This window comes from Cupriavidus sp. FW305-F7 (genome assembly GCF_058782875.1).
The window spans coordinates 163,092-182,838 of sequence record NZ_JBYSYC010000004.1 but is presented as its reverse complement, the minus strand read 5'-3'; the positions used below and the strand labels follow the sequence as shown (position 1 = coordinate 182,838).

General features: G+C 68.2%; 21 protein-coding genes. 8 read left to right on the top strand and 13 right to left on the bottom strand.

Going from position 1 to position 19,747, the window contains the following annotated elements; all coding sequences use genetic code 11:
* Positions 1 to 29: 29 nt before the first annotated feature.
* The 3 genes from AC3WL8_RS05685 to AC3WL8_RS05675 are packed head-to-tail and all read right to left on the bottom strand — an operon-like array spanning position 30 to position 4,346.
* Complete coding sequence (locus AC3WL8_RS05685) at positions 30 to 1,613, bottom strand: ABC transporter substrate-binding protein (RefSeq protein WP_153953927.1); 1,584 nt, start codon at positions 1,611 to 1,613, stop codon at positions 30 to 32.
* Positions 1,614 to 1,673: 60 nt separating this feature from the next.
* A complete protein-coding gene (locus tag AC3WL8_RS05680; RefSeq protein ID WP_211981219.1) occupies positions 1,674 to 3,128 on the bottom strand; it encodes a M81 family metallopeptidase in 1,455 nt (484 codons plus the stop codon).
* Positions 3,129 to 3,179: 51 nt separating this feature from the next.
* Positions 3,180 to 4,346, bottom strand: coding sequence for an NAD(P)/FAD-dependent oxidoreductase (locus AC3WL8_RS05675; protein ID WP_013952763.1), 1,167 nt, complete (start codon positions 4,344 to 4,346; stop codon positions 3,180 to 3,182).
* Between the two features lie 186 nt (positions 4,347 to 4,532).
* On the opposite strand from AC3WL8_RS05675, the gene AC3WL8_RS05670 reads away from it, so the two are divergent.
* Together AC3WL8_RS05670 and AC3WL8_RS05665 are read left to right on the top strand one after the other, a co-directional pair.
* On the top strand, positions 4,533 to 5,270 hold the full coding sequence (locus AC3WL8_RS05670; protein WP_041228613.1) for a helix-turn-helix domain-containing protein: 738 nt from the start codon (positions 4,533 to 4,535) through the stop codon (positions 5,268 to 5,270).
* A 45-nt stretch (positions 5,271 to 5,315) separates the two neighbouring features.
* On the top strand, positions 5,316 to 5,495 hold the full coding sequence (locus AC3WL8_RS05665; protein WP_013952765.1) for a hypothetical protein: 180 nt from the start codon (positions 5,316 to 5,318) through the stop codon (positions 5,493 to 5,495).
* A gap of 23 nt (positions 5,496 to 5,518) precedes the next feature.
* On the opposite strand, the gene AC3WL8_RS05660 is transcribed toward AC3WL8_RS05665, so the two are convergent.
* Complete coding sequence (locus tag AC3WL8_RS05660; protein ID WP_013952766.1) at positions 5,519 to 6,823, bottom strand: MFS transporter; 1,305 nt, start codon at positions 6,821 to 6,823, stop codon at positions 5,519 to 5,521.
* 108 nt (positions 6,824 to 6,931) lie between these two features.
* Entirely contained in the window at positions 6,932 to 7,525 is a 594-nt protein-coding gene (locus AC3WL8_RS05655; RefSeq protein WP_013952767.1) for a TetR/AcrR family transcriptional regulator, read from the bottom strand.
* A 163-nt stretch (positions 7,526 to 7,688) separates the two neighbouring features.
* Between AC3WL8_RS05655 and AC3WL8_RS05650 the strand changes: the two genes are divergently transcribed.
* From AC3WL8_RS05650 to AC3WL8_RS05630, 5 genes are all read left to right on the top strand, one after another.
* A complete protein-coding gene (locus AC3WL8_RS05650) occupies positions 7,689 to 8,456 on the top strand; it encodes an SDR family NAD(P)-dependent oxidoreductase (protein WP_013952768.1) in 768 nt (255 codons plus the stop codon).
* A 236-nt stretch (positions 8,457 to 8,692) separates the two neighbouring features.
* A complete protein-coding gene (locus AC3WL8_RS05645) occupies positions 8,693 to 10,039 on the top strand; it encodes an MFS transporter (RefSeq protein WP_153953925.1) in 1,347 nt (448 codons plus the stop codon).
* An 81-nt stretch (positions 10,040 to 10,120) separates the two neighbouring features.
* Positions 10,121 to 11,236: an NADH:flavin oxidoreductase/NADH oxidase gene (locus AC3WL8_RS05640; RefSeq protein WP_013952770.1), complete on the top strand. Its 1,116-nt coding sequence runs from the start codon at positions 10,121 to 10,123 to the stop codon at positions 11,234 to 11,236.
* 30 nt (positions 11,237 to 11,266) lie between these two features.
* Entirely contained in the window at positions 11,267 to 11,689 is a 423-nt protein-coding gene (locus tag AC3WL8_RS05635) for a VOC family protein (RefSeq protein WP_013952771.1), read from the top strand.
* A gap of 265 nt (positions 11,690 to 11,954) precedes the next feature.
* Positions 11,955 to 12,122: a hypothetical protein gene (locus AC3WL8_RS05630; RefSeq protein ID WP_010812488.1), complete on the top strand. Its 168-nt coding sequence runs from the start codon at positions 11,955 to 11,957 to the stop codon at positions 12,120 to 12,122.
* A 33-nt stretch (positions 12,123 to 12,155) separates the two neighbouring features.
* Here the strand turns inward: AC3WL8_RS05630 and AC3WL8_RS05625 are convergent, their stop codons facing one another.
* The 5 genes from AC3WL8_RS05625 to AC3WL8_RS05605 form a co-directional block, all read right to left on the bottom strand.
* Positions 12,156 to 13,988, bottom strand: coding sequence for an ATP-binding response regulator (locus tag AC3WL8_RS05625; RefSeq protein WP_153953924.1), 1,833 nt, complete (start codon positions 13,986 to 13,988; stop codon positions 12,156 to 12,158).
* Positions 13,988 to 14,623 (bottom strand): response regulator, encoded by a 636-nt coding sequence (locus AC3WL8_RS05620; RefSeq protein WP_013952773.1) that lies wholly within the window; start codon positions 14,621 to 14,623, stop codon positions 13,988 to 13,990. Before AC3WL8_RS05620 ends, AC3WL8_RS05625 begins: the two co-directional genes overlap by 1 nt.
* 306 nt (positions 14,624 to 14,929) lie before the next feature.
* Positions 14,930 to 15,091: a hypothetical protein gene (locus tag AC3WL8_RS05615; protein ID WP_211981220.1), complete on the bottom strand. Its 162-nt coding sequence runs from the start codon at positions 15,089 to 15,091 to the stop codon at positions 14,930 to 14,932.
* Positions 15,092 to 15,191: 100 nt separating this feature from the next.
* On the bottom strand, positions 15,192 to 15,833 hold the full coding sequence (locus tag AC3WL8_RS05610) for an AraC family transcriptional regulator (protein ID WP_211981221.1): 642 nt from the start codon (positions 15,831 to 15,833) through the stop codon (positions 15,192 to 15,194).
* A 120-nt stretch (positions 15,834 to 15,953) separates the two neighbouring features.
* Complete coding sequence (locus AC3WL8_RS05605; protein WP_013952776.1) at positions 15,954 to 16,658, bottom strand: Crp/Fnr family transcriptional regulator; 705 nt, start codon at positions 16,656 to 16,658, stop codon at positions 15,954 to 15,956.
* Positions 16,659 to 16,925: 267 nt separating this feature from the next.
* On the opposite strand from AC3WL8_RS05605, the gene AC3WL8_RS05600 reads away from it, so the two are divergent.
* Entirely contained in the window at positions 16,926 to 18,560 is a 1,635-nt protein-coding gene (locus AC3WL8_RS05600; protein WP_153953922.1) for an acyl-CoA synthetase, read from the top strand.
* A 15-nt stretch (positions 18,561 to 18,575) separates the two neighbouring features.
* Here AC3WL8_RS05600 and AC3WL8_RS05595 read toward each other — a convergent pair whose 3' ends face one another.
* From AC3WL8_RS05595 to AC3WL8_RS05585, 3 genes are all read right to left on the bottom strand, one after another.
* Positions 18,576 to 18,848: a DUF6566 family protein gene (locus AC3WL8_RS05595; protein WP_211981222.1), complete on the bottom strand. Its 273-nt coding sequence runs from the start codon at positions 18,846 to 18,848 to the stop codon at positions 18,576 to 18,578.
* A 23-nt stretch (positions 18,849 to 18,871) separates the two neighbouring features.
* Positions 18,872 to 19,150, bottom strand: a complete 279-nt coding sequence (locus AC3WL8_RS05590; protein ID WP_013952779.1) for a hypothetical protein — start codon at positions 19,148 to 19,150, stop codon at positions 18,872 to 18,874.
* Between the two features lie 239 nt (positions 19,151 to 19,389).
* Entirely contained in the window at positions 19,390 to 19,638 is a 249-nt protein-coding gene (locus AC3WL8_RS05585) for a hypothetical protein (RefSeq protein ID WP_013952780.1), read from the bottom strand.
* Between the last annotated feature and the right edge of the window lie 109 nt (positions 19,639 to 19,747).

The window sequence follows — 19,747 nt, the reverse complement described above, 5'->3', positions numbered from 1 at the left end:
TGTTTCCCCCGGTGGTTCGTGCTTCGTGGTTATTTGTCGAGCATCCAGACCGTGGGCATGCCGGCCCACATCCTGTCGATGCCCTTGAGGCTGGCACGCGCCGCGAAGGCCGCCGAGTACTGGCCGGCGTTCACATAGGGCACCGCCTCATAGGCGCGCTTCTGGAAGGCATCGAGCAGTTCCTTGCGTTTGGCGGGCACGGTCTCGCGGATCCAGGCCGTGCGCAGTGCGTCGAGCGGCTTGTCGCAGGGCCAGCCGGGCAGGCTGGTGCCGCATGCGGCGCCGAGGTAGGCATTGGTGATCGGGGAATCGGCATCGAACTCGCCCGCGACGGTCACGTACATATTCCAGCCCCCGGCCTCGGGCGCATCCCGCTTGGCGCGGCGCGCGCCGATGGAGGCCCAGTCCATGTTCTGCATGTCGACGTTCATGCCCATGCTGCGCATGGTCTGTGCCGCCATCAGGGCTTCAGCGTTGAGCTGGGGAATGTCGGTCGGCACAAGCAGCACCACCTTTTCGCCCTTGTAGCCCGCCGCGCCCAGCAACTGCTTGGCACGGGCCGGATCGGCCTTGCGGTACGGTTCGGCGCCGGCAGCGGTATCGTTGGGGCCGCCGCAGATGAAGAAGGTGGCGCAGTAGTTGATGCGCATGTCGAGCGGGTAGCCCATGGCCGCGGTGAAGCGTTCCTGGCTGACCGCCTGCAGGAAGGCCTGGCGCACTTTCGGGTTGTTGAATGGCGGATGCAGCTGGTTCATCACCAGCACGCCCTGGTAGGCGCCGCCCGAGCCGAGCTTGATGCCGGCGTCGCCGCGCAGCGGGGTGATGTAGTCCGGCGGTACCTGCTCGATCAGGTCGACCTCGCCGCGCTTGAGCGCCGCGATGGCGCTGTTGGCGTCCGGCAGGTAGAGCCATTCGACGCGGTCCACGCGAGGCTGCTTGCTGCCGGCGAGGCCGCTCGCGGGCTCGCTGCGTGCCACGTAGTGCGGGTTGCGCACGAAGACCGCCTTGTTGCCTGGCACCCATTCGTCGCGCTTGAAGATGAAGGGGCCGGAGCCCAGCACCTCGGGCAGCGGCGCGGTGGCGGGCATCCTGGCTAGGCGCTCCGGCAGGATCACCGGGGGAAAGCCAGAGGGCTTGGCCAGCGCATCGAGCACCATGCCAAAGGGCTCCTTGAGCGTCAGCGTGAACGTGCGCGCGTCGACCGCCTTCCACTCGGCGCCGGCTTCGCCCATGGCACGGCCCAGGCTGTCGCGCGCGCCCCAGCGCTGCAGCGAGGCGATCGCGTCCGCCGAGGTAACCGCGCTGCCGTCCGAGAACTTCAGGCCGGGGCGCAGGGTGAAGCTCCACTGCCGCGCATCCTTCGAGCTGCTGTACTTCTCGACCATCTGCGGTTGGGGCTTGCTCCTGGCGTCCTGCGCGAACAGGGTGTCGTAGACCATGTAGCCGAAGTTGCGCGTGATGTAGGCCGTGGTGAAGGTCGGATCGAGGATCTTCAGGTCGGCATGCGCCACGACCTTGAGCGTCTTGGTCTGCGCCAGCACGGGCAGGCTGCCCCCTGCCAGGACCAGGGCGCCCGCCGCGAGCGCGGCGGACAGGGGTCGGTTTGGTGTCATCTGCAGTCTCCGTTTTCGTCGTTGTCGTTGTTGTCGTGATCGCAGCCAGGCGGCCGGCGCTCAGGCCGCGGTGCTGTCCAGCGGCCACTTGGGCCGTTGGATCTTGCGATAGGGCAGGGTCGTGAGGTCAAGCGTGACGGCACCCGGGGCGCCCGCGTAGATCACGTGCCCTGCCACTTTCGAGTAGCAGGCGTAGAAGTGCTGCGAGGACTTGACCACGATGATCTGCTTGCGCGCCAGGTCACAGCCCAGCTGGGTGAACATGTCCGTGCCCATGGCCTGGTTGCGCAGCGTGATCAGCACGATGTCGATGCCGTTGGCTTCCACCAGCGCGCAGTCGCCCATCGGCACCGGCGCGTCGGACAGGCCGGTCATCACCATGTCGGGCAGCAGGGCCTTGACCGTGCAGTCCAGGTCCAGCGGGTCGCCGGATAGCGGACTGATCTTGCCACCGATGCGCATCGACAGGCGTGCGCCCACGCCGGCATCGAAGGCGATGCGCACCGCGATCGGGTCCCACATCGGGCCGACCGCCGCATTGCCGATGCCGCGCTCGATCATGCGGCGCAGGATAAAGGTGGAGTCGCTCGCTGCGCCGCCGCCGGGATTGTCGGCGCCGTCGGCCAGCACCACCGGCCCGGCGTCGAAGGCCAGCGCCTCGTCGAGCGAGGTGTCGATGTCCGGGTAGCGCACCGTGAGCCCGTCGCGCATGGCGATCAGTTCGTCGGCCAGTTGCCGCGCCAGCGCATCGGCCCTGGCCTGGTTGCCATCGGCGTAGACCAGCACCTTGGTGCCCATCCCTGGCACATCGCCCCATGAAAATCCATGCGCCACCGAGATCGACAGCACGCCGTCGCGCCCTTCCAGCGACTGGATGCGGTCGATGAAGCCGCGCGCCGGCTCGCGCGAGGTGTGGACCGTGACGATCATCCTGCAATCGACCACCGCCGCCACCGGGCGAACCTTGCCTTCCACCGTGGCCGCGCACAGGTCGACCAGTTCCAGCGCGCGTTCCAGCACGTCGGTATGCGGGTATTCCTTGAAGGCGACCAGCACGTCGGCGTATGCCACCATCTCGGGCGTCAGGTGGCAGTGCGGGTCCAACTCAGCGCCGATCACCACCTCGGGTCCGACGATGGCGCGCACACGCTGCAGCAGGTCGCCCTCGCAGTCGTCATAGCCATCGGCCACCATCGCGCCGTGCAGGCCGAGCACCACCATGTCCACCGGCAGCGCCGCGCGCAGGTCGGTCAACAGTTCCTCGCGCAGGGTTTCGTAGGCATGGCGGGTGGTGGTGCCGCTGGGCTGCGCGCCGGCCACCATGCCTTCGCACAGCTGCCAGCCGCGCTCCTTGCCGCGAATCCGTGCTGCCCACAGCGGGCCTGAGAAAAACGTCATCTGGTCAGGATGCTGGCCGGCCGCGAAGTAGCCGCGGTCCCTGAAGGACGACAGGCCGGTGGGCATCGGCGCAAAGGTGTTGGTTTCGGTAGCGAGGGAGGCACTGAAGACACGCACGATGGTTGGCTCCTGGTCAGTCGGGGACTAGCGGTTGGGGGAAGACGCGATTCAGGCCGAAGCGGCCAGGCGGGCCAGGCGCGCCGGCCCGAGCATCTCGGCGCTCAGGCCGAACGAAGCGGGATGCGCCGGCACCGGCAGGCCGCGCGCCAGCGCGGCACAGGTCTCGCCCATGGCCGCCGAGGTCTGGATGCCGTAGCCGCCCTGGCCCGCCACCCAGAAGAAGCCCGGCACGGCGTCGTCGAACCCGCCCACCAGGTCGCCGTCGGCGACGAAAGAGCGCAGCCCGGCCCAGGTGCGCGCAGGGCGGCGGATCCTGAGCGAGGTCGCGGTCTCGATGCGGTCGATGGCGAGCGCGATATCCATTTCCTCGGGCTGGACGTCCTGTGGCTCGACCGGATCGGCATTGGCCGGGGAGCCCAGCAACATGCCGGCATCGGGCTTGATGTACCAGTCCTCGTCGGCACCGAAGACCATGGGCCAGCCGCTGGTGTCCATCTCCACGGGCGGCGCGAAGACGAAGGCAGAGCGGCGGCGGGGTTCAATCCCCAGCGGTTGCACGCCGGCCAGCCGTGCGATGACGTCGGCCCAGGCGCCGGCGGCGTTGAGTACCACCGGTGCCGCATATACCGCCCCGCCAGCATCCACGCGCCAGCGGTCCTGCACGCGTGCCATGGCCGTGACTTCGGCATCGCACACCAGCTTGCCGCCGGCCTGGCGCATGCCGCGCAGGTAGCCCTGGTGGATCGCGTCTACATCCATGTCTGCGGCGCCGGGCTCATAAACGCCGCCGGCCAGTTGCTCGGCGCGCAGCGCCGGTACGCGCTCGCACGCTTGCGCGGCACTCAGCAGGCGGGCGTCGGGATCGACGGCGCGCACCACGTCCCAGTGCGCGTCAAGCAAATGCTGTTGCCCGGGGCCGGCGACCATCAGCGCGCCGCGCGGCGTGAGCAGCGGGTGCGAGGCAAAACCCGGCGGCGGATCCTGCAGGAAGGCGCGGCTTGCCATCGTCAGCGCGCGGACCTGCGTGGTGCCGTAGCTTTCCATGAACAACGCCGCCGAGCGGCCGGTCGAGTGGTAGCCAGGCTGGGCTTCGCGTTCGAGCAGGATGACGCGGCCATGGGGCGCGAGCCAGTACGCGACGGAAGCACCGGCAATGCCGCCTCCAATGATGAGAAAGTCGGCTGGAATCGGTGAGGCAGCGTGAGTCGGGCGCATGGATCAGGTGGCATGAGAGCGCCTGCGAGGCGCTCGTGCATTCGGAATGGGAGTGAGTGTAGGTAAGAATTTGCGTATATGCAAATTGCGAATACGCAAATCTTGCGTTAAGGTGGGCGCCAGGGGATGAGCCTTGGCGCGGTCTGCTCTGTTAGCATTCCGTCCAATGGAAAAAAGGATGCAGGCTTGAAACCACACACCGCCCAGGGGCGCGGCAGCGGCATCGGGACCGATGACGACGAGTCGCGCACGCTCGACCGCGAAACCTTTGGCAAGCGCCTGCGCTCGGCGCGCAAGGCCTTCGGCTGGACGCTGGCGCACCTCGCCGAACTGTCGGGCGTCTCGATCACCACCATCTCGCGTGCGGAGCGCGGGCAACTGGCGCTGGGCTACGAGAATTTTGCTGCGCTGGGCCAGGCGCTGCAGATGGACATGGGCTCGATGTTCGCGGGTGCCGGCACGAAGACGTCACCGTTCCAGGGGCCTGTCGTGACCCGGGCCGGCGCGGGCGTGACCTACCGGGGATCGTCGCTGACCTATGAATTTCTTGGCGCAGAGGCCGTCGGCAAGCAGATGAGCCCGGTGGTCGGCACCGTGCATGCGCGCCGCATCGAGGGCCCCGGTGACTTCTCGCGCCATCCCGGCGAGGAGTTTGTCTATGTGCTCAGCGGCGAGATCGAAATACAGTTCGACAACGGCGAGAAGCTGCGCCTGGCGCGCGGCGATGCGTTGTATTTCGATGCCCGCATGGGCCACGCCTACATCAGCGTAAGCCGGCAGCTCGCCCGGATCGTGGGCGTGACCACCAGCGAAAGCAACTTCATGAAGTCGGCCCAGGCGGCGAAGCCGGAGGCGGTGCCAAAACGGACCGTCGGGCGCTCGCAGGGGAAAGCCGCCGCGACCAGGAGCAAGGGCAAAGGCTGAAGGGGCCGGAACCCGCGCTTTTCCGCTTGGACCAGCAGCTTCACCGTGGAGGCCAATGCCAACGGGCAGTGGCAGGTGGTCGCCAGCGGCAGCGACATCGGGCAAAACCGCTTCCTGTTGCTGCCCGGCCCGGTAGCGGCCTCGGCGCTGTGCATCAATGTCGTGTCGCGCGACCAGCGGCCGCCGAGCCTGTATTCGTTCGTAGCTTACGCGAAGGGCTGCTGAGGCTGGCACCGGGGCAGCGCAGGCTACGCCCGCGCTGCCTCGATTGCCGCCGCCGCGCGTGTCCGGCTGACCATCAGCGCCAGCAACGCCGCCACCATGCAAGCCGCACCGGCCGCATACAGCGCCGGCGTATAGGTCAGCAGCAGCGTACGGCTCAGCCCCGCGCCGAATGCCGCCACGGCCGCGCCGATCTGGTGGGCCGCGAAGATCCAGCCGAACACCATCGGCGCGCGTTCGCGCCCGAAAGCAGTGGCCGCCAGCTTGATCGTGGGCGGCACGGTGGCGATCCAGTCCAGGCCGTAGAACATCGCAAAGATCGACAGGCCGTACAGCGTGAAAGTCGAATGCGGCAGCCAGAACAGCGACAGGCCGCGCAGCGCGTAGTACCAGAACAGCAGCTTGCGACTGTCGTAGCGGTCCGACAGCCAACCCGACAGGATGGTGCCGACGAAATCGAACGCACCCATCATCGCCAGCGCCGAGGCGGCCGGCACCGGGCCCATGCCGAAGTCGCCGCACAGTGCAATGAAGTGGGTTTGGATCAGCCCGTTGGTGCTCAGCCCGCAGATGAAGAAGGTGCCGGCCAGTACCCAGAAGGTCTGGGTGCGGGCGGCATCGCGCAGCACCCGGAAAGGCCCGCGCAGCGTGAAGGGCGTGACGGGTTGCGCGGCGGGCGGCGTGGCTGGATGGGCCGGGACTTCGCCGAACGCAGCCAGGCCGACGTCGGCGGGCCGGTTGCGCATCAGGCCGAATACCAGCAGCGCCAGCGCCGCGCAGGCAGCCAGCACCGGCAGCACGGCCACGCGCCAGCCCATATGCTCGATCAGCCAGGCTGCCACCGGCAGGAAGGCCAGTTGCCCCGTCGCCGCGCCGGCCGTCAGGATGCCGATCACCAGCCCGCGCCGCGCGCTGAACCAGCGGTTGGCGATCACGGCCGCCAGCACCAGTGCGGTCAGCCCGGAGCCAACGCCCAGCATCAGACCCCAGGCGACAAAGAGCTGCCACAACTCGGTCGACACGGTGGCCAGCGCCATGCCGCCGGCAATCAGCGCCAGCGCGGCGCAGACCACGTTGCGCACGCCGAAGCGATCCATCAGCAGGGCCGAGAACGGCGCCATCAGCCCGAACAGCGCAAAGCGGAAGGCCAGGATCGATGAGATCTGGTCGGTGTTCCAGCCCATCTCCCTGGTCAGCGGCTTCAGGAAGGCACCGGGCAGGCCAAGCGCGGCCGAGGTGGTGAGTATTACCAGGAAGGTCAGGGCGGCGACCAGCCACGCGTAGTGGATGCCGCGCCGGTCGAGCCGGCTGGAAAGGGCTTGCGCGAACATGGGGGTCTCGTTGTCAGGGTCTGGGAGGCGTTGGCAAAGGGCAAAGCGAAGCCATCCCCGCCGTGTCTGACGGCGGCGGGGGTGTTTCAGGCTTCGGGAGAACGGGGTTTAAGCGGTGCTGCCCAGCAGGCGGCTCCGCACGGCGCTTAGCATCTCGTCGGAGAGCGGATCGCCGTCGGTGGCACGCGCCAGCGTGAGGGCGCCGACCAGCAGCGCCATGCGCACCAGCGCTTCATCGTGGCGCACCTGCGGGTCATCTGATTCAACGGTCTGCGCCATGTCGTCCACCATCAGGCGCAAGCCTTCCACGTAGGCCTGGCGCACGGGCTTGTCGGCGGGTTCGCGGGCCACGTCCACGGCCAGCGCCGCGGCGGCACAGCCCACGCCCGGGTTGGCGCAATGCGCGGCGGTCAGGTAAGGCTCTACCAGGTTGGCCAGCATGGCCTTGCGGTCGCCATCGGCGCGGGCCAGGCGGCGTTCCCAGCGGGCGGTCGATTCTTCAAACGCGCGCTTGCAGGCCTGCGCGGCCAGCGCGTCCTTGGAGGCGAAGTGGCCATAGAAGCCGCCATGGGTCAGGCCGGCGTCCGCCATCAACTCGGCCACGCTGACGCCATTCAGGCCGCGTTCGCGGAACAGGCGCGACGACGCCTGTTCGATCGCCTCGCGGTTCTTGTCGGTTTGTTCGCGTGATGCGCGTGCCATCTGAAGACCTCTTCGGAATTTCTACCTTGACCGGAGTTTATATGATGATCATACTTTATTCAATAGATGACAGGCGTCATCTATTTGCAGTATCCCTTTCGCCGCTTTTGTGCCGATGCGCTGTCCAGGCGCCGGCTCCCAATCCTCACAGGAGTGATCAGTCATGCAGAACCTATTCGACCTTGGCGGCCGCGTTGCCGTCATCACCGGCTCCACCCGCGGCATGGGCCTGGAAATGGCGCGCGCGCTTGGCGCGGCCGGCGCCGCCGTGGTGGTGTCCGGGCGCGATGCGGGCGCGGCGCGCGACGCCGCCAGCCAGCTGGAGGCCGAGGGCATCCGCGCCACCGGCATCGCCTGCGATATCGCCGACGTTGACAGCGTGCGCGCCTTCGCGGAGCAGGCGCTGGCCGCGTATGGGCGTGTCGATGCACTGGTGCTCAATGCAGCCGCGAGCGGCCAGCCCGGGTCGATGCTGAGCCAGGGACCCGAGGTGTTCGATGCTGCCATGGCGGGCAATGTGCGCGGCAACCTGGTGCTGGTGAACGCCCTGGCGCCGCAGATGATCGATCGCCGCGACGGCTCCATCATCTTCATGTCGAGCATTGCCGCCAAGCGTGGCTCTGCCTTCCTGGGGATGTACAGCGTGACCAAGGCCGCCATCGACCAGGCGGCACGCAGCCTGGCGCTGGAGCTGGGGCCGTCCGGCATCAACGTCAACGCGATCAATCCCGGCCCGGTGCGCACCGAGTTCTCCCGCGACGCGCTGTGGGGCGATCCGGAGCGCGAGGCGCGGCTGGCTGCCGGCGTGCCGATGCGGCGCATCGGCGAGGCCAGCGATGTCGCGGGTCTTGCCGTTCTGCTGGCGGCACCGGCCGGGCGCTTTATCCACGGGCAGAGCATCGGCGTGGATGGCGGGCTGTCGGTGCAGTAACTCCGGGAGCGTGGCACCGGCCAGTGCTCAGTGTCATTGGCCGGGCAGGGGGCGATAATGTACACACATATGAACGCGTCTTCAGCACGTTGAAGGGTTTTCCCGTATCGTCTTGACCTGACGATCACCATGCCTTGTGTGCAGCCCTTGCACCACCAGTCCCGGCATGGCGGCAACCGGTAAAGACATTGACCAGCACAGCCCCCCTCCAATCCGCCTCGACCGCGGACGCCGCCATGACTTCGCGCGAGCGCCGCGGCATGGCCGCCATCCTCATCGCCGTCGCCCTTGCCACCCTGGATACCGCGATCGCCAACACGGCGCTGCCGTCGATCGCGGCAGACCTGCGCGCCACGCCGGCGGCGTCGGTGTGGGTGATCAATGCCTACCAGCTGGCGATGGTGTCGACGCTGCTGCCGTTCGCCGCGCTGGGCGGCGTGCTGGGCCACCGGCGCATCTACCTTGGCGGCGTGGTGCTGTTCACCGCCGCCTCCGTGGTGTGCGCGCTGGCGTGGTCGCTGCCGACACTGGCGGCGGCGCGGGTGCTGCAGGGCATTGGCGCGGCGGCCATCATGAGCGTCAACACGGCGCTGATCAGCGCGCTCTTCCCCACGCACCGGCTCGGGCGTGGGCTGGGGTTCAATGCACTGGTGGTAGGCGTGTCGTTCGCGGTGGGCCCCACGGTGGCCTCGGTGATCCTCTCGTTCGGCACGTGGCCGTGGCTGTTTGCCGTTAACCTGCCGATCGGCCTGCTGGCGCTGGCGATCGGGCGCGGTTCGCTGCCGCAGACGCCGCGCAGCACGCACGGCTTCGACCGCGTCGCGGCGGGGCTCAGCGTTGTTGCCTTTGCCGCGCTGGTCCTTGCGCTGGGCGAAGGCGCGCAGCGCGCGCCGCTGCATCTGTCGCTGGCCGCGGCGGGCATCTTCGCGGTGACGTTCGGCCTGCTGCTGTGGCGCGAGCGCGGCCATCCGGCACCGATGCTGCCGGTGGACCTGTTCCGGCGGCCCATGTTCGCGCTGTCGACGCTGACCGCGGTGTGCTCCTTCGCCGCGCAGGGTCTGGCCTTCGTCTCGCTGCCGTTCTACTTCCAGCACGTGCTCGGGCGCGGGCAGGTCGAGACCGGTTTCCTGCTGACCCCATGGTCCGTCGTGGTGGCGCTGATCGGGCCGCTTGCCGGACGGCTGTCTGACCGCTATCCGCCGGCCGTGCTCGGCGGCGTGGGGCTGGCGGTGCTCAGCGCCGGCATGTTGTCGCTGGCCATGCTGCCGGCCGACCCCAGCGCGCTCGATATCGGCATCCGCATGTGCATCTGCGGCGCGGGTTTCGGCTTCTTCCAGTCGCCCAACCTCAAGGCGTTGATGACGAGCGCCCCGCGCGAGCGCAGCGGCGGCGCCAGCGGCGTGGTGGCCACGGCGCGGCTGCTGGGGCAGGCCAGCGGTGCGGCGCTGGTGGCGCTGTGCTTTGGCATCGCAGGCGACCACGGGCCGGGGTTGGCCCTGGCGCTGGGCGCGGGCTTCGCCGGGCTGGCCGCGATCGCGAGCTGGCTGCGGCTGGCAGCGCGCGATCCGTTGGCGGCGGCGTAGCGGCGTGGCCGGGCCGGCAGCAATTCCGGCGCCGGCCTAGAATCGATACTTCCTGTCCGATCCCTGCATGGAGCAGCACGCATGAGCCTTCTGTTCGAACCGCTCGCCATCGGCGATCTCACCCTCGCCAACCGCATCATCATCGCCCCGATGTGCCAGTATTCCGCGCAGGACGGCAATGCGGGCGACTGGCACATGATCCACCTCGGGTCGCTCGCGCTGTCCGGCGCCGGCATGCTGATCGTGGAAGCCACGGCAGTCTCGCCCGAGGGGCGCATCACGCCGCAGGACCTGGGCCTGTATTCCGACGAAAACGAGGCGGCGCTTGGCCGCGTGGTCAAGGCGATGCGCGCGCATTCGCCGATCGCCATTGCGATCCAGCTGGGGCACGCCGGCCGCAAGGCGTCGAGCCAGGCGCCGTGGGATGGCGGGCAGCAGATCGCGCCGGATGCGCCCGGTGGCTGGCATGCGGTGGCGCCTTCAGCGGTACCGCATGGCGCGGAAGAAGTCGCGCCTGTCGCGCTGGATCGTGCAGGCATGGACAAGGTGCGCGATGACTTTGTCGCGGCGGCAAGGCGTGCGGCGCGGCTGGGGCTGGATGGGATTGAGATCCATGCCGCGCACGGCTACCTGCTGCACCAGTTTCTGTCGCCGCTGGCCAACCATCGTGACGATGAATACGGCGGCAGCCTGGAAAACCGCATGCGGTTCCCGATCGAGGTATTCGACGCGGTGCGTGAGGTGTTCCCGGCTGAGCGTCCGGTGTGGATGCGTATTTCCGCAACCGACTGGGTGCCGGGCGGATGGGATATCGAAGGAACGGTGGCGTTGTCGAAGGCTCTCAATGCACGCGGCTGCGCGGCGATCCACGTGACCACCGGCGGCGTGTCGCCACAGCAGGCGATCAAGCTCGGGCCCGGCTACCAGGTGCCCTATGCGCAGCGCGTGAAGGCCGAGGTCGGCCTGCCGACGATTGCGGTGGGCCTGATCACGGAGCCGGAGCAGGCCGAGGCCATTATCGCCAACCATGAAGCCGACGCGGTGTCGCTGGCCCGCGCCATGCTGTATGACCCACGCTGGCCCTGGCATGCGGCCGCGCGGCTCGGCGCAAGCGTGCAGGCGCCGAAGCAATACTGGCGGTCGCAGCCGCGCGAACTGAAGGACCTGTTCGCCGATGCGGCTTTCGGGCAGCGCTAGGCTGCCGGTCGAAACCGGAGGATCCCCGCCATGAAACCCCGGATTACGCTGATCACGCTGGGAGTCGATGACCTGCAGCGTGCGGTGCGCTTTTATCGCGACGGCCTGGGCCTGCCCACCGCAGGCATCGTCGGCGAGCAGTTCGAGCACGGCGCCGTGGCCTTCTTCGACTTGCAGGCCGGATTGAAGCTGGCAGTCTGGCCGCGCACCAGTCTTGCGCATGACACCGGACTGCCGGTGACGCCGCGCGCGCAGACGGATTTCTCGCTGGCGCATAACGTCGGCGACAAGGCGGAAGTGGATGCGGTGATGGCCCAGGCGCTGGCGGCGGGCGCCAGCGTGGTCAAGCCGGCGCAGGATACGTTCTGGGGCGGGTACGCCGGCTATTTCCAGGATCCCGACGGGCATCTGTGGGAAATCGCGTGGAATCCCGAGATGCTGCCCGCGGATTGAGACCAGCGCGGTGCGCGCCTTGCGCACGCCCGAATCCCTTGTATCAAGACATTGCTTTGCGGCGCTGCGTCATGACTGGTGCAGTGCCGCAAAGGGATTTCCATGATTGCCACGCTCCGTCGAAGTGGTGACTATCATTTCAACAGACAGCCATAGCATGCTGGCGACGGAGCGCCCCCCCACGCATTCCCGCAAGACCCCGCATCACGCCCCGTCGGCAGCCCACCGAAGTAAAGCAATAAGAACAATGGCAAGGGAGACATCCATGCAAGTCTATGACAGCCTGCTGTATGTGACTGCGATGGTGCTGGTGTGTTTGTATGTGTATCTGGGCGTGCTGTCCCGCAGCACGGCGATCCGGCTGGGTTCCCCGGCGATCGTTGCGGGGCTGGTGCTCGCCTATTCGCTGTCCCCGCTGCACTCTGGCGGCTGACGCCACCGGCCCCCGGCTGAGCGGGGGTGCTGCTTACCTTGCCACGGCCGCCGTCTGACGGTCGGGGTTGCCTTCGCCCTGCGCCGCGGGGTCGCGCAGCAGCGTATCGATCGCTGCCTGCAATTCCTGCGGTACCACCGGTTTGTGCAGCAGCGCGGTGCCGGATGCGTGCGCGGTGCGCAGCCGGTCTGCCGCCGTATCCCCCGTGATGATGATCGCTGGCACGTGTCGGCCCAGCCGCTGGCGGATCGCGTCCAGCGCTTCCTGGCCGGTACGGTGGCCGCGCAGGCGGTAGTCCGCCAGGATCAGCGCCGGGGTGAAGGCTGACAGCAGCGCGAGCGCTTCTTCCTCGGATTCGGCCGTGCGGCACTCGCATTGCCACGCTGCCAGCAGTTCGGACATGGCGGTGCGGATGGCGGCGTCGTCGTCGATCACCAGCACGCGCAGCCCGTCCAGGCCGTGCGGCGCCGGCGGGCGTGGCGCTTCTTCCGGCGTGCCCCATGCCAGCGGCATGTTGAAGCGGAACACCGAGCCGCGCCCGGGCCGTGAGCCCAGCGTCACGCGCGTGCGCATGGTGCGCGCCAGGCCGTCGACAATGGCAAGCCCCAGGCCCAGCCCCTTGCGCTGGTCGCGCTCCGGATTGCCGAGTTGGTGGAATTCCCGAAAGATGTCACGGTGCTGCGCGGCGGGTATGCCGATGCCGGTGTCCCATACCTCGACCACGGCGTGCAGCCGGCGCATGCGGCAGGCCACCAGCACGCCGCCTTGCCGGCTATAGCGGATGGCATTGGCGATCAGGTTGCGCAGCACCAGTTCGACCAGCGTGGGGTCGCCGTAGAGCATGGCGGTGGTATCGCGCGTGCGGTACACCAGCCCGCGTGCGTCGGCCTGTGGCGCGAACTCGTTTTCCAGCTTGTGCAGCAGCGGCTGCAGGCGGAAGGCGCGCGCCCGGGGCGTGATCACGCCGGCCTCCAGCTTGGAGAAATCCAGCAGCGAGTTCAGCATCTCGCGCGCCGCGCCGGAAGAGGCTTCAATATGCGCCACCAGCTGGCGCTGGCGTTCATCCAGCCCGGTGCGCCCGAGCGATACCAGGAACAGTCCCATTGCATGTAGCGGCTGGCGCAGGTCATGGCTGGCGGAGGCCAGGAACACTGACTTGGCCCGGCTGGCGTCTTCGGCCGCATGCTGTGCGGCCTCGGCGCGCGCAGTCTGCTCGCGCAACTGCGAGATCAGCTCCACGTTCTCGAAGCGCAGCGCAATTGCGTGCCGCGCCACGCGCGCGTAGTTGCGGGCAAAGACCAGCAGCACGCACAGGTACAGCGGCGTGCCGAGAAACATCGGCAGGTACTCGATATCGCCGGTGGCAAGGAATGCGATCCAGACCGGCACGATCGCAGGCAGGAAGAAACCGATTGCCACCGGCAGGCATGCCGAGAACACGGCCAGTGCCGCCGCGCTCATGCCGGCGATCAGCGACAACACGCAGATCACCACCGCTGGCTGGCGCACGTCCAGGTATAGCCATGCCACCAGGCCCCACAGCGCGCCGATCAGCGTCAGCATCGCGGTCATGCCGCGCGCATAGCGCCCCGCGCCGGCTTCGGACAGCCGTCCCGGCAGCCGCAGCCGGCCGAAGTACGCAATCGCGCAGGCCAGGGCCATCGCGCACGCCCAGGGCAGGGCGCCGGGCCGGTTGCCGGTCAGGGTCAGGCCCGTCGCCAGGATAAAGGCCGCCAGCGAGCAGCCCAGCATGGCACTGCTGAAGCTCTGGTCGATCAGGGTCATCTGCGCGGCCAGCAACCGCGGCTCGTCGTAGCGGGGCAGCCACGGCAGCCGCATGCGTGACGATGCCGCCTGGTCCGCCATCACCGCGCCGCCTGCACCAGGCCGCGGCGTTGGGCTTCAAGGATGGCTTCCAGGCGGCTGACCACGCCAAGATGACTGAGGATGGCCGCGACATGGACGCGCACGGTGTTTTCGGACAGGCCCATATGGTAGGCAATGACCTTGTTCGAGCGGCCGAGCGTGAGCTGGTGCAGCACCTCCAGCTGGCGCGGCGTCAGCGCGCTGACGGCATAGGGCGCCGGTGGCGGTTGGATGCCGGCATCGGCATCGCCGGAAAAATGCGTGCCGCCTGCCAGGCAACAGGCGATCGCTTCCTCGATCTCGCGGGCATCGGCGGACTTGGGCAGGAAGCCCGCGATGTCGCGCCGCACCTCGGCCGGGATAATCTCCAGGCCCGATGTGCCTGACACGATCAGGATGCGTGCGCTGGAGAAATGCCGGCGTAGCACCTTGACGCCTTCGATGCCGTTCAGCCCCGGCATCTGGATGTCGAGCAGCAGGATGTCCACGGCCGCCCCGCCATGGTCCTGCACCGCCTGCATCACCGAGCCGGCCTCGATGATATGCGCCACGCTGGGGCTGTCGGCCAGCACCAGGCGCAGGCCGGTGCGGAACAAGGTATGGTCGTCGATCAGCAGCAGTCGGGCCTGGGACATGGGCGAGGGGCGGGCAGCGGGCGAAAGCCATTGGACAAGAATCCCGGGCGCTTGTCCATGCACAAAGTGCGTGCGTGCGACTAGTCCGGAAAGATTATTTGCCGCGCGGAGTGGCGGTGCGAAGATTCGAGGCGTGGGCAGTTCCGCGACGTGCCCACACCGCTTTTCCTTACCCACTACCACCCGGCGGTGGGTATTTTTTTGCCTGCGGTCGGAGCGGGAATGAAAAAAGCCGGCGCCGCAGGGCGGCACCGGCTTGAATCGCTGTCCGGACTTGGCTGTCCGGATTGACGACTGGCAGCGGAGTTACGGACGGTTGACCGAGATGCTGAAGAAGCGGCGAGCCGTATTCACGCCGATCGCCACATTCAGGCCCGTGCTGCCGATCGACATGCTGGTGGTTTGGCTGCCGCCGCTGTTGTAGGGGGGCGGGGCGCGGTAGCGCAGGCCGTCGAGCGGGGTGTTCACCTTCCAGGTGTCCGCCCGTCCGTCGTCGAGTTCATAGCCAAGACCATTCCCACTGCAGGGTGGCTCAAATTCCCCGCCGCGTGACGCGGAAGCCGCTGCGTCAGGCAGCTGTCGGCACAAGGCCGGGCCAGGTGGGGGCAGGCACTGTGATGCGGCTGCCAGGCCGGCAATCTTCCACCAGGCGCACCGCATCGATGCCGAACCAGTTCTGCCAGCTGCGCGTCAGCGCGCTGCCGGAACGCAGGCCGGCATGCGCCGCCAGCACGTCCAGCGAGCACACCGGGCCGGCGGCGGCCAGCGCGTGCAGGGCATGGGCGGCGCGTTGCTCGCGCAGCAGCGGGTGCAGGGCCTCGCCTTCGGCGAAGAGCCGGGCGCGCACCTGGCGTGCCGGCACCTGCCATTGCGCGGCCAGTCGCTCGACATTCCAGTCGGTATCGGGGCGGGAAAAGACCAGGCCGGCGAAGCGGCGCGACCAGGGCCTGTCGCCGGGCTTGCCGGCCAGGCGGGGGCATTCACTGTCCGGGACGGCGGTCAGGACGATGGCGCAGGGGTGCTGCCACGTGCCGGGCAAGTCGCAGTCGAAGTGGGCAAAGGCGTGGACCACGAACGGGTCGCCGGGCCGCACCTCGCGCCGCGCATTGGCGTCGCGCAGGCTCGCCGTGCCGTGCAGGGCTTGTACATGCACGGCAAAGGGAAAGCGCAGGCGGGCAAAGCGGACGTGGTGACGGCTGACAAGCGGCATGCGGAAGACATCCCGGAAGCTGAGCGGGGGTGCGGCCGGTAACTGTCGCAGGATTCCACGGGCCGCGCAAGGCCGCGGACATCGTCCGTTCGATCGTTCAAGCGCCCGGTGACGGCGGCGTTACAGCTCGGACAGCCCGAAGTGGCGCAGCCGGGGCAGGTCGGTCACGCGGATGCTCTGGTAGGACAGGTGGACCATACCGGCATCGGCCAGCCGGCGCAGCGCCTGGTTGACCCGTTGGCGCGACAGCCCGGTCAGCAGGCCGATCTCTTCCTGCGACAGCTCCAGCACGGGGCTGGTGCGCGGATACAGGTCCGGGTGGAACAGCTGCGCGATGGCCTGCGCCACGCGCGCATCGGCGCCCAGCAGGCGGTCGTTCTGCACGGTGGCGATGAACTGGCCCATGCGCTCGTTGAGCTGGCGCACGACAAAGCTGGCGAACGGCAGGCTCTGCGCCAGCAGCATGTTGAACACCGGCTCTGGCACCAGCAGCACCTGCGAGTCGCGGATCGCGATCACGTCATAGCGGCGGTCTTCGCGCTTGATCACGCTGCCTTCGCCGCACCAGCCGCCCGCGGGCACGCCTGAGAAGGTGCAGCCTCGCCCGTCTGGGGTGTACACCGCCAGCTTGATCAGGCCGCTGTCCACCCCGATCCAGTGGCGCGACGGCTCGCCGCGCCGGGCGATGAAGGCGCCCGCGGCAAAGGACTGCAGCAGCGTTTCGCGCGCGGCCAGCGCCTGGTGTTCCGGCGCCAGTGCGCCGAACCAGGCATGGCCGGCAAGGACTGCGGCAGGGGCGGAAATCGGGTCTGCAGGTTCGCTCATGGCATGGACGCGCGGCTCGGGCCGGGTCCCTGTAAGAATCGTGTAAGCCTTGCCTGGCGCGGGTTTGCGGCAGGTTTGTCGTCTGGGCGACAGTGCGCCAGCGTGTGCGATGATAGCCTTGTGCCAGAAAAAGTGACAGCGCCGGATGGCGCGGACAATGGTCACCTTGCCCCGGACATCGCTGCAGCCATGCAGCGCATTGACAGCATCACGCGGCCTGTTGCGCGGCCCCGCCGCCAACGCCGCAGATACGCGGAGACACAAGCAATGCCCACCGATTTCGACAGCGGCCTGGCCCGCAACGCGGCCAACTTCGTGCCGCTTACGCCCATCGACTTCCTGGTCCGCGCCGCCGAGGTGTACGGCGAGCGCCTGGCCATCGTGCACGGCCCGCTGCGCCAGAACTGGCGCGACACCTATGTGCGCGCACGGCGCCTGGCCAGCGCGCTGGCGCGGGCCGGCATCGGCAAGGGCGATACCGTGGCCGCGCTGCTGCCCAATACGCCGGCCATGGTGGAGGCGCATTTTGGCGTGCCGATGGCGGGTGCCGTGCTCAATGCGCTGAATATCCGCCTCGACGCCGCCAACCTGGTCTTCATGCTGCGCCATGGCGAGGCCCGCGTGCTGCTGGCCGATACCGAGTTTGCCGACCTCGCGCGCCAGATGGCGCTGGAGATCCCCGGCCTGAAGGTCATCGCCGTGCATGACGTGCTGGGCCCGCAAGAGGCGCCGTTCGGCGACACCGATTACGAAGCCTTCCTCGCCTCGGGCGACCCGGACTACGCGTGGCACATGCCGGCCGACGAGTGGGAGGCCATCGCGCTGAACTACACCTCTGGCACCACCGGCGACCCCAAGGGCGTGGTCTACCACCACCGCGGCGCGGCCATCAATGCCGTGTCCAATATCCTTGAGTGGGATTTGCCCAAGCACCCGGTCTACCTGTGGACCCTGCCGATGTTCCACTGCAATGGCTGGTGCTTCCCGTGGACCGTTGCGGCGCGCGCGGGCGTCAACGTGTGCCTGCGCAAGTTCGAGCCCAGGCTGGTGTTCGACCTGATGCGAGCAGAGGGCGTGACGCACTACTGCGCCGCGCCGATCGTGCATACCGCGCTGGTCAATGCGCCCGCCGCGTGGCGCGAGGGCGTGCGCGGCCCGGTGCGCGGCATGGTGGCCGGCGCACCGCCGCCGGCCGCGGTGCTGGCGCAGATGGAGGCGATGGGGTTCGAGCTGACCCATGTCTATGGCCTGACCGAGGTCTACGGCCCGGCCGCGGTCTGCGCCGAGCAGGATGACTGGAGCACGCTGTCCGAGCAGGACCGCGCGGTCAAGAAGGCGCGCCAGGGCGTGCGCTATCACCTGCAGTCGCAGGTGGCGGTGCTCGATCCCGATTCCATGCAGCCGGTGCCGGCCGATGGCGAGACCATCGGCGAGATCATGTTCCGCGGCAATATCTGCATGAAGGGCTACCTCAAGAACGAGAAGGCCACGCGCGAGGCCTTTGCCGGCGGCTGGTTCCATACCGGCGACCTGGGCGTGTGCATGCCCGACGGCTATATCAAGATCAAGGACCGCAGCAAGGACATCATTATTTCCGGCGGCGAGAACATCTCCAGCGTGGAGGTGGAAGACGCGCTCTACCGGCATCCCGCGGTGCTGGCCGCCGCGGTGGTGGCGCAGCCCGATGCCAAATGGGGCGAGACCCCATGCGCGTTTGTCGAACTGAAAGACGGCGCCAGCGTCAGCGCGGAAGAACTGATCGCGCATTGCCGCACGCTGCTGGCGGGCTTCAAGGTGCCCAAGGCGGTCTACTTCGGGCCGCTGCCCAAGACCTCGACCGGCAAGATCCAGAAGTTCGAACTGCGCCGCAAGGTGAAGTCGGATTCGGCGATCGACGTTTGACGAACAGCAGCGGCACTAGTGCAGCGCCGCGTCTTCGGCATCGTGCTGGCCGGCGATGTGCGTGTCGATGGCCTCGCGCCCCCAGGCAACGCCCGCGCGCGTGGCGTCGGTGGCGCAGCCAAAGCGCGTCTGCGCGGCCGGGCAGGGCAGAGCCAGCTTGTTGCCGTGATGCCAGATCTCCGCGCGCAGCGTCCACCACCCGTCATGCTGGCCGCCATAGCGCAGCGCCGCGACATGGATGCGGTGGCCGCGGTACGTCACGTTCTGGTCATGCCATCCGCTGGGCATAGGCGTCGGGCGCGCGGGGCAACTCAGCGCGCCCGCATCTCGGCGGGGGTGCCGGGCTTGGGCGGGCGGTGCCAGTCCTGATCGATGTCGGGGAACACCTCACATTCACCCCGCACGATGTTTTCAATGGTGGCGCATACGCATTCGGTGCCGCGCGGCCCCACGCAGACCAGGCTGCGCGGATGGTCGGTGTGCTGCGGGATGGCATAGACGCGCATTCCCTCGCGGAACAGGGGATGCTTGGCGAGGCGCTCGTTCATCAGTTCAACGAAGCGCTGGGGCGTGACGACCGGCTTATCCATTGCATGCTCCTGCGGCCTTGTCCACCGTGCCCGTTTCTAGGGGCGGCATGGCGACCAGGTCAGTTAAGGCCAGGAATATGACAGGCAGGTGGCAGGAAGCGCCCCGGGCAGCATACGTTGCCCGGGCGTGGCCGGAACGGAAAACCGCGGGTAAATGCATACCCCGCGTTGCCACTGCCACGCTTCCAGACTAGGACACGGGGCACGTAGTGCAAGTATTGCGCGACGCCGCGGACGCTTCAGGTGGCGCGCAGTTCGCCTGCGGCGCGCGGACCGTTCAGTATGCCGTTGCCGGCGGCCCAGCAGGCGGCCTCGGCCTCTGCACGGGAGCCGTAGGTGGATGGCGCTGCGACAGTGCAATCCTCGTCGGCGGCGCCACAGCGTTCTTCCATGACGATGCGCCAGGTGAACTGGCCGGGTGCATCTTCCAGGACGTGAAGCACCAATGTGCGGTGATCGTCAGTCAGCGTGAGGGGCAAAGTCGACATGGGTTTCTCCCATTCGCGGGGGGGCGCCATTGATGCTAGCAACTGGACGCCGCAAATGCCATGACTGTCTTTCGGCCGCGGCATGGCAAGATACGGCCTTTGCGGCCTC

Bases quoted from the DNA above. Each gene is read 5' to 3' on its own strand.
- AC3WL8_RS05685 (WP_153953927.1), bottom strand. From the start codon at position 1,613: ATGACACCAAACCGACCCCTGTCCGCCGCGCTCGCGGCGGGCGCCCTG.
- AC3WL8_RS05675 (WP_013952763.1), bottom strand. From the start codon at position 4,346: ATGCGCCCGACTCACGCTGCCTCACCGATTCCAGCCGACTTTCTCATC.
- AC3WL8_RS05660 (WP_013952766.1), bottom strand. From the start codon at position 6,823: ATGTTCGCGCAAGCCCTTTCCAGCCGGCTCGACCGGCGCGGCATCCAC.
- AC3WL8_RS05655 (WP_013952767.1), bottom strand. From the start codon at position 7,525: ATGGCACGCGCATCACGCGAACAAACCGACAAGAACCGCGAGGCGATC.
- AC3WL8_RS05650 (WP_013952768.1), top strand. From the start codon at position 7,689: ATGCAGAACCTATTCGACCTTGGCGGCCGCGTTGCCGTCATCACCGGC.
- AC3WL8_RS05645 (WP_153953925.1), top strand. From the start codon at position 8,693: ATGACTTCGCGCGAGCGCCGCGGCATGGCCGCCATCCTCATCGCCGTC.
- AC3WL8_RS05640 (WP_013952770.1), top strand. From the start codon at position 10,121: ATGAGCCTTCTGTTCGAACCGCTCGCCATCGGCGATCTCACCCTCGCC.
- AC3WL8_RS05635 (WP_013952771.1), top strand. From the start codon at position 11,267: ATGAAACCCCGGATTACGCTGATCACGCTGGGAGTCGATGACCTGCAG.
- AC3WL8_RS05630 (WP_010812488.1), top strand. From the start codon at position 11,955: ATGCAAGTCTATGACAGCCTGCTGTATGTGACTGCGATGGTGCTGGTG.
- AC3WL8_RS05625 (WP_153953924.1), bottom strand. From the start codon at position 13,988: ATGGCGGACCAGGCGGCATCGTCACGCATGCGGCTGCCGTGGCTGCCC.
- AC3WL8_RS05620 (WP_013952773.1), bottom strand. From the start codon at position 14,623: ATGTCCCAGGCCCGACTGCTGCTGATCGACGACCATACCTTGTTCCGC.
- AC3WL8_RS05610 (WP_211981221.1), bottom strand. From the start codon at position 15,833: ATGCCGCTTGTCAGCCGTCACCACGTCCGCTTTGCCCGCCTGCGCTTT.
- AC3WL8_RS05605 (WP_013952776.1), bottom strand. From the start codon at position 16,658: ATGAGCGAACCTGCAGACCCGATTTCCGCCCCTGCCGCAGTCCTTGCC.
- AC3WL8_RS05600 (WP_153953922.1), top strand. From the start codon at position 16,926: ATGCCCACCGATTTCGACAGCGGCCTGGCCCGCAACGCGGCCAACTTC.
- AC3WL8_RS05595 (WP_211981222.1), bottom strand. From the start codon at position 18,848: ATGCCCAGCGGATGGCATGACCAGAACGTGACGTACCGCGGCCACCGC.
- AC3WL8_RS05590 (WP_013952779.1), bottom strand. From the start codon at position 19,150: ATGGATAAGCCGGTCGTCACGCCCCAGCGCTTCGTTGAACTGATGAAC.
- AC3WL8_RS05585 (WP_013952780.1), bottom strand. From the start codon at position 19,638: ATGTCGACTTTGCCCCTCACGCTGACTGACGATCACCGCACATTGGTG.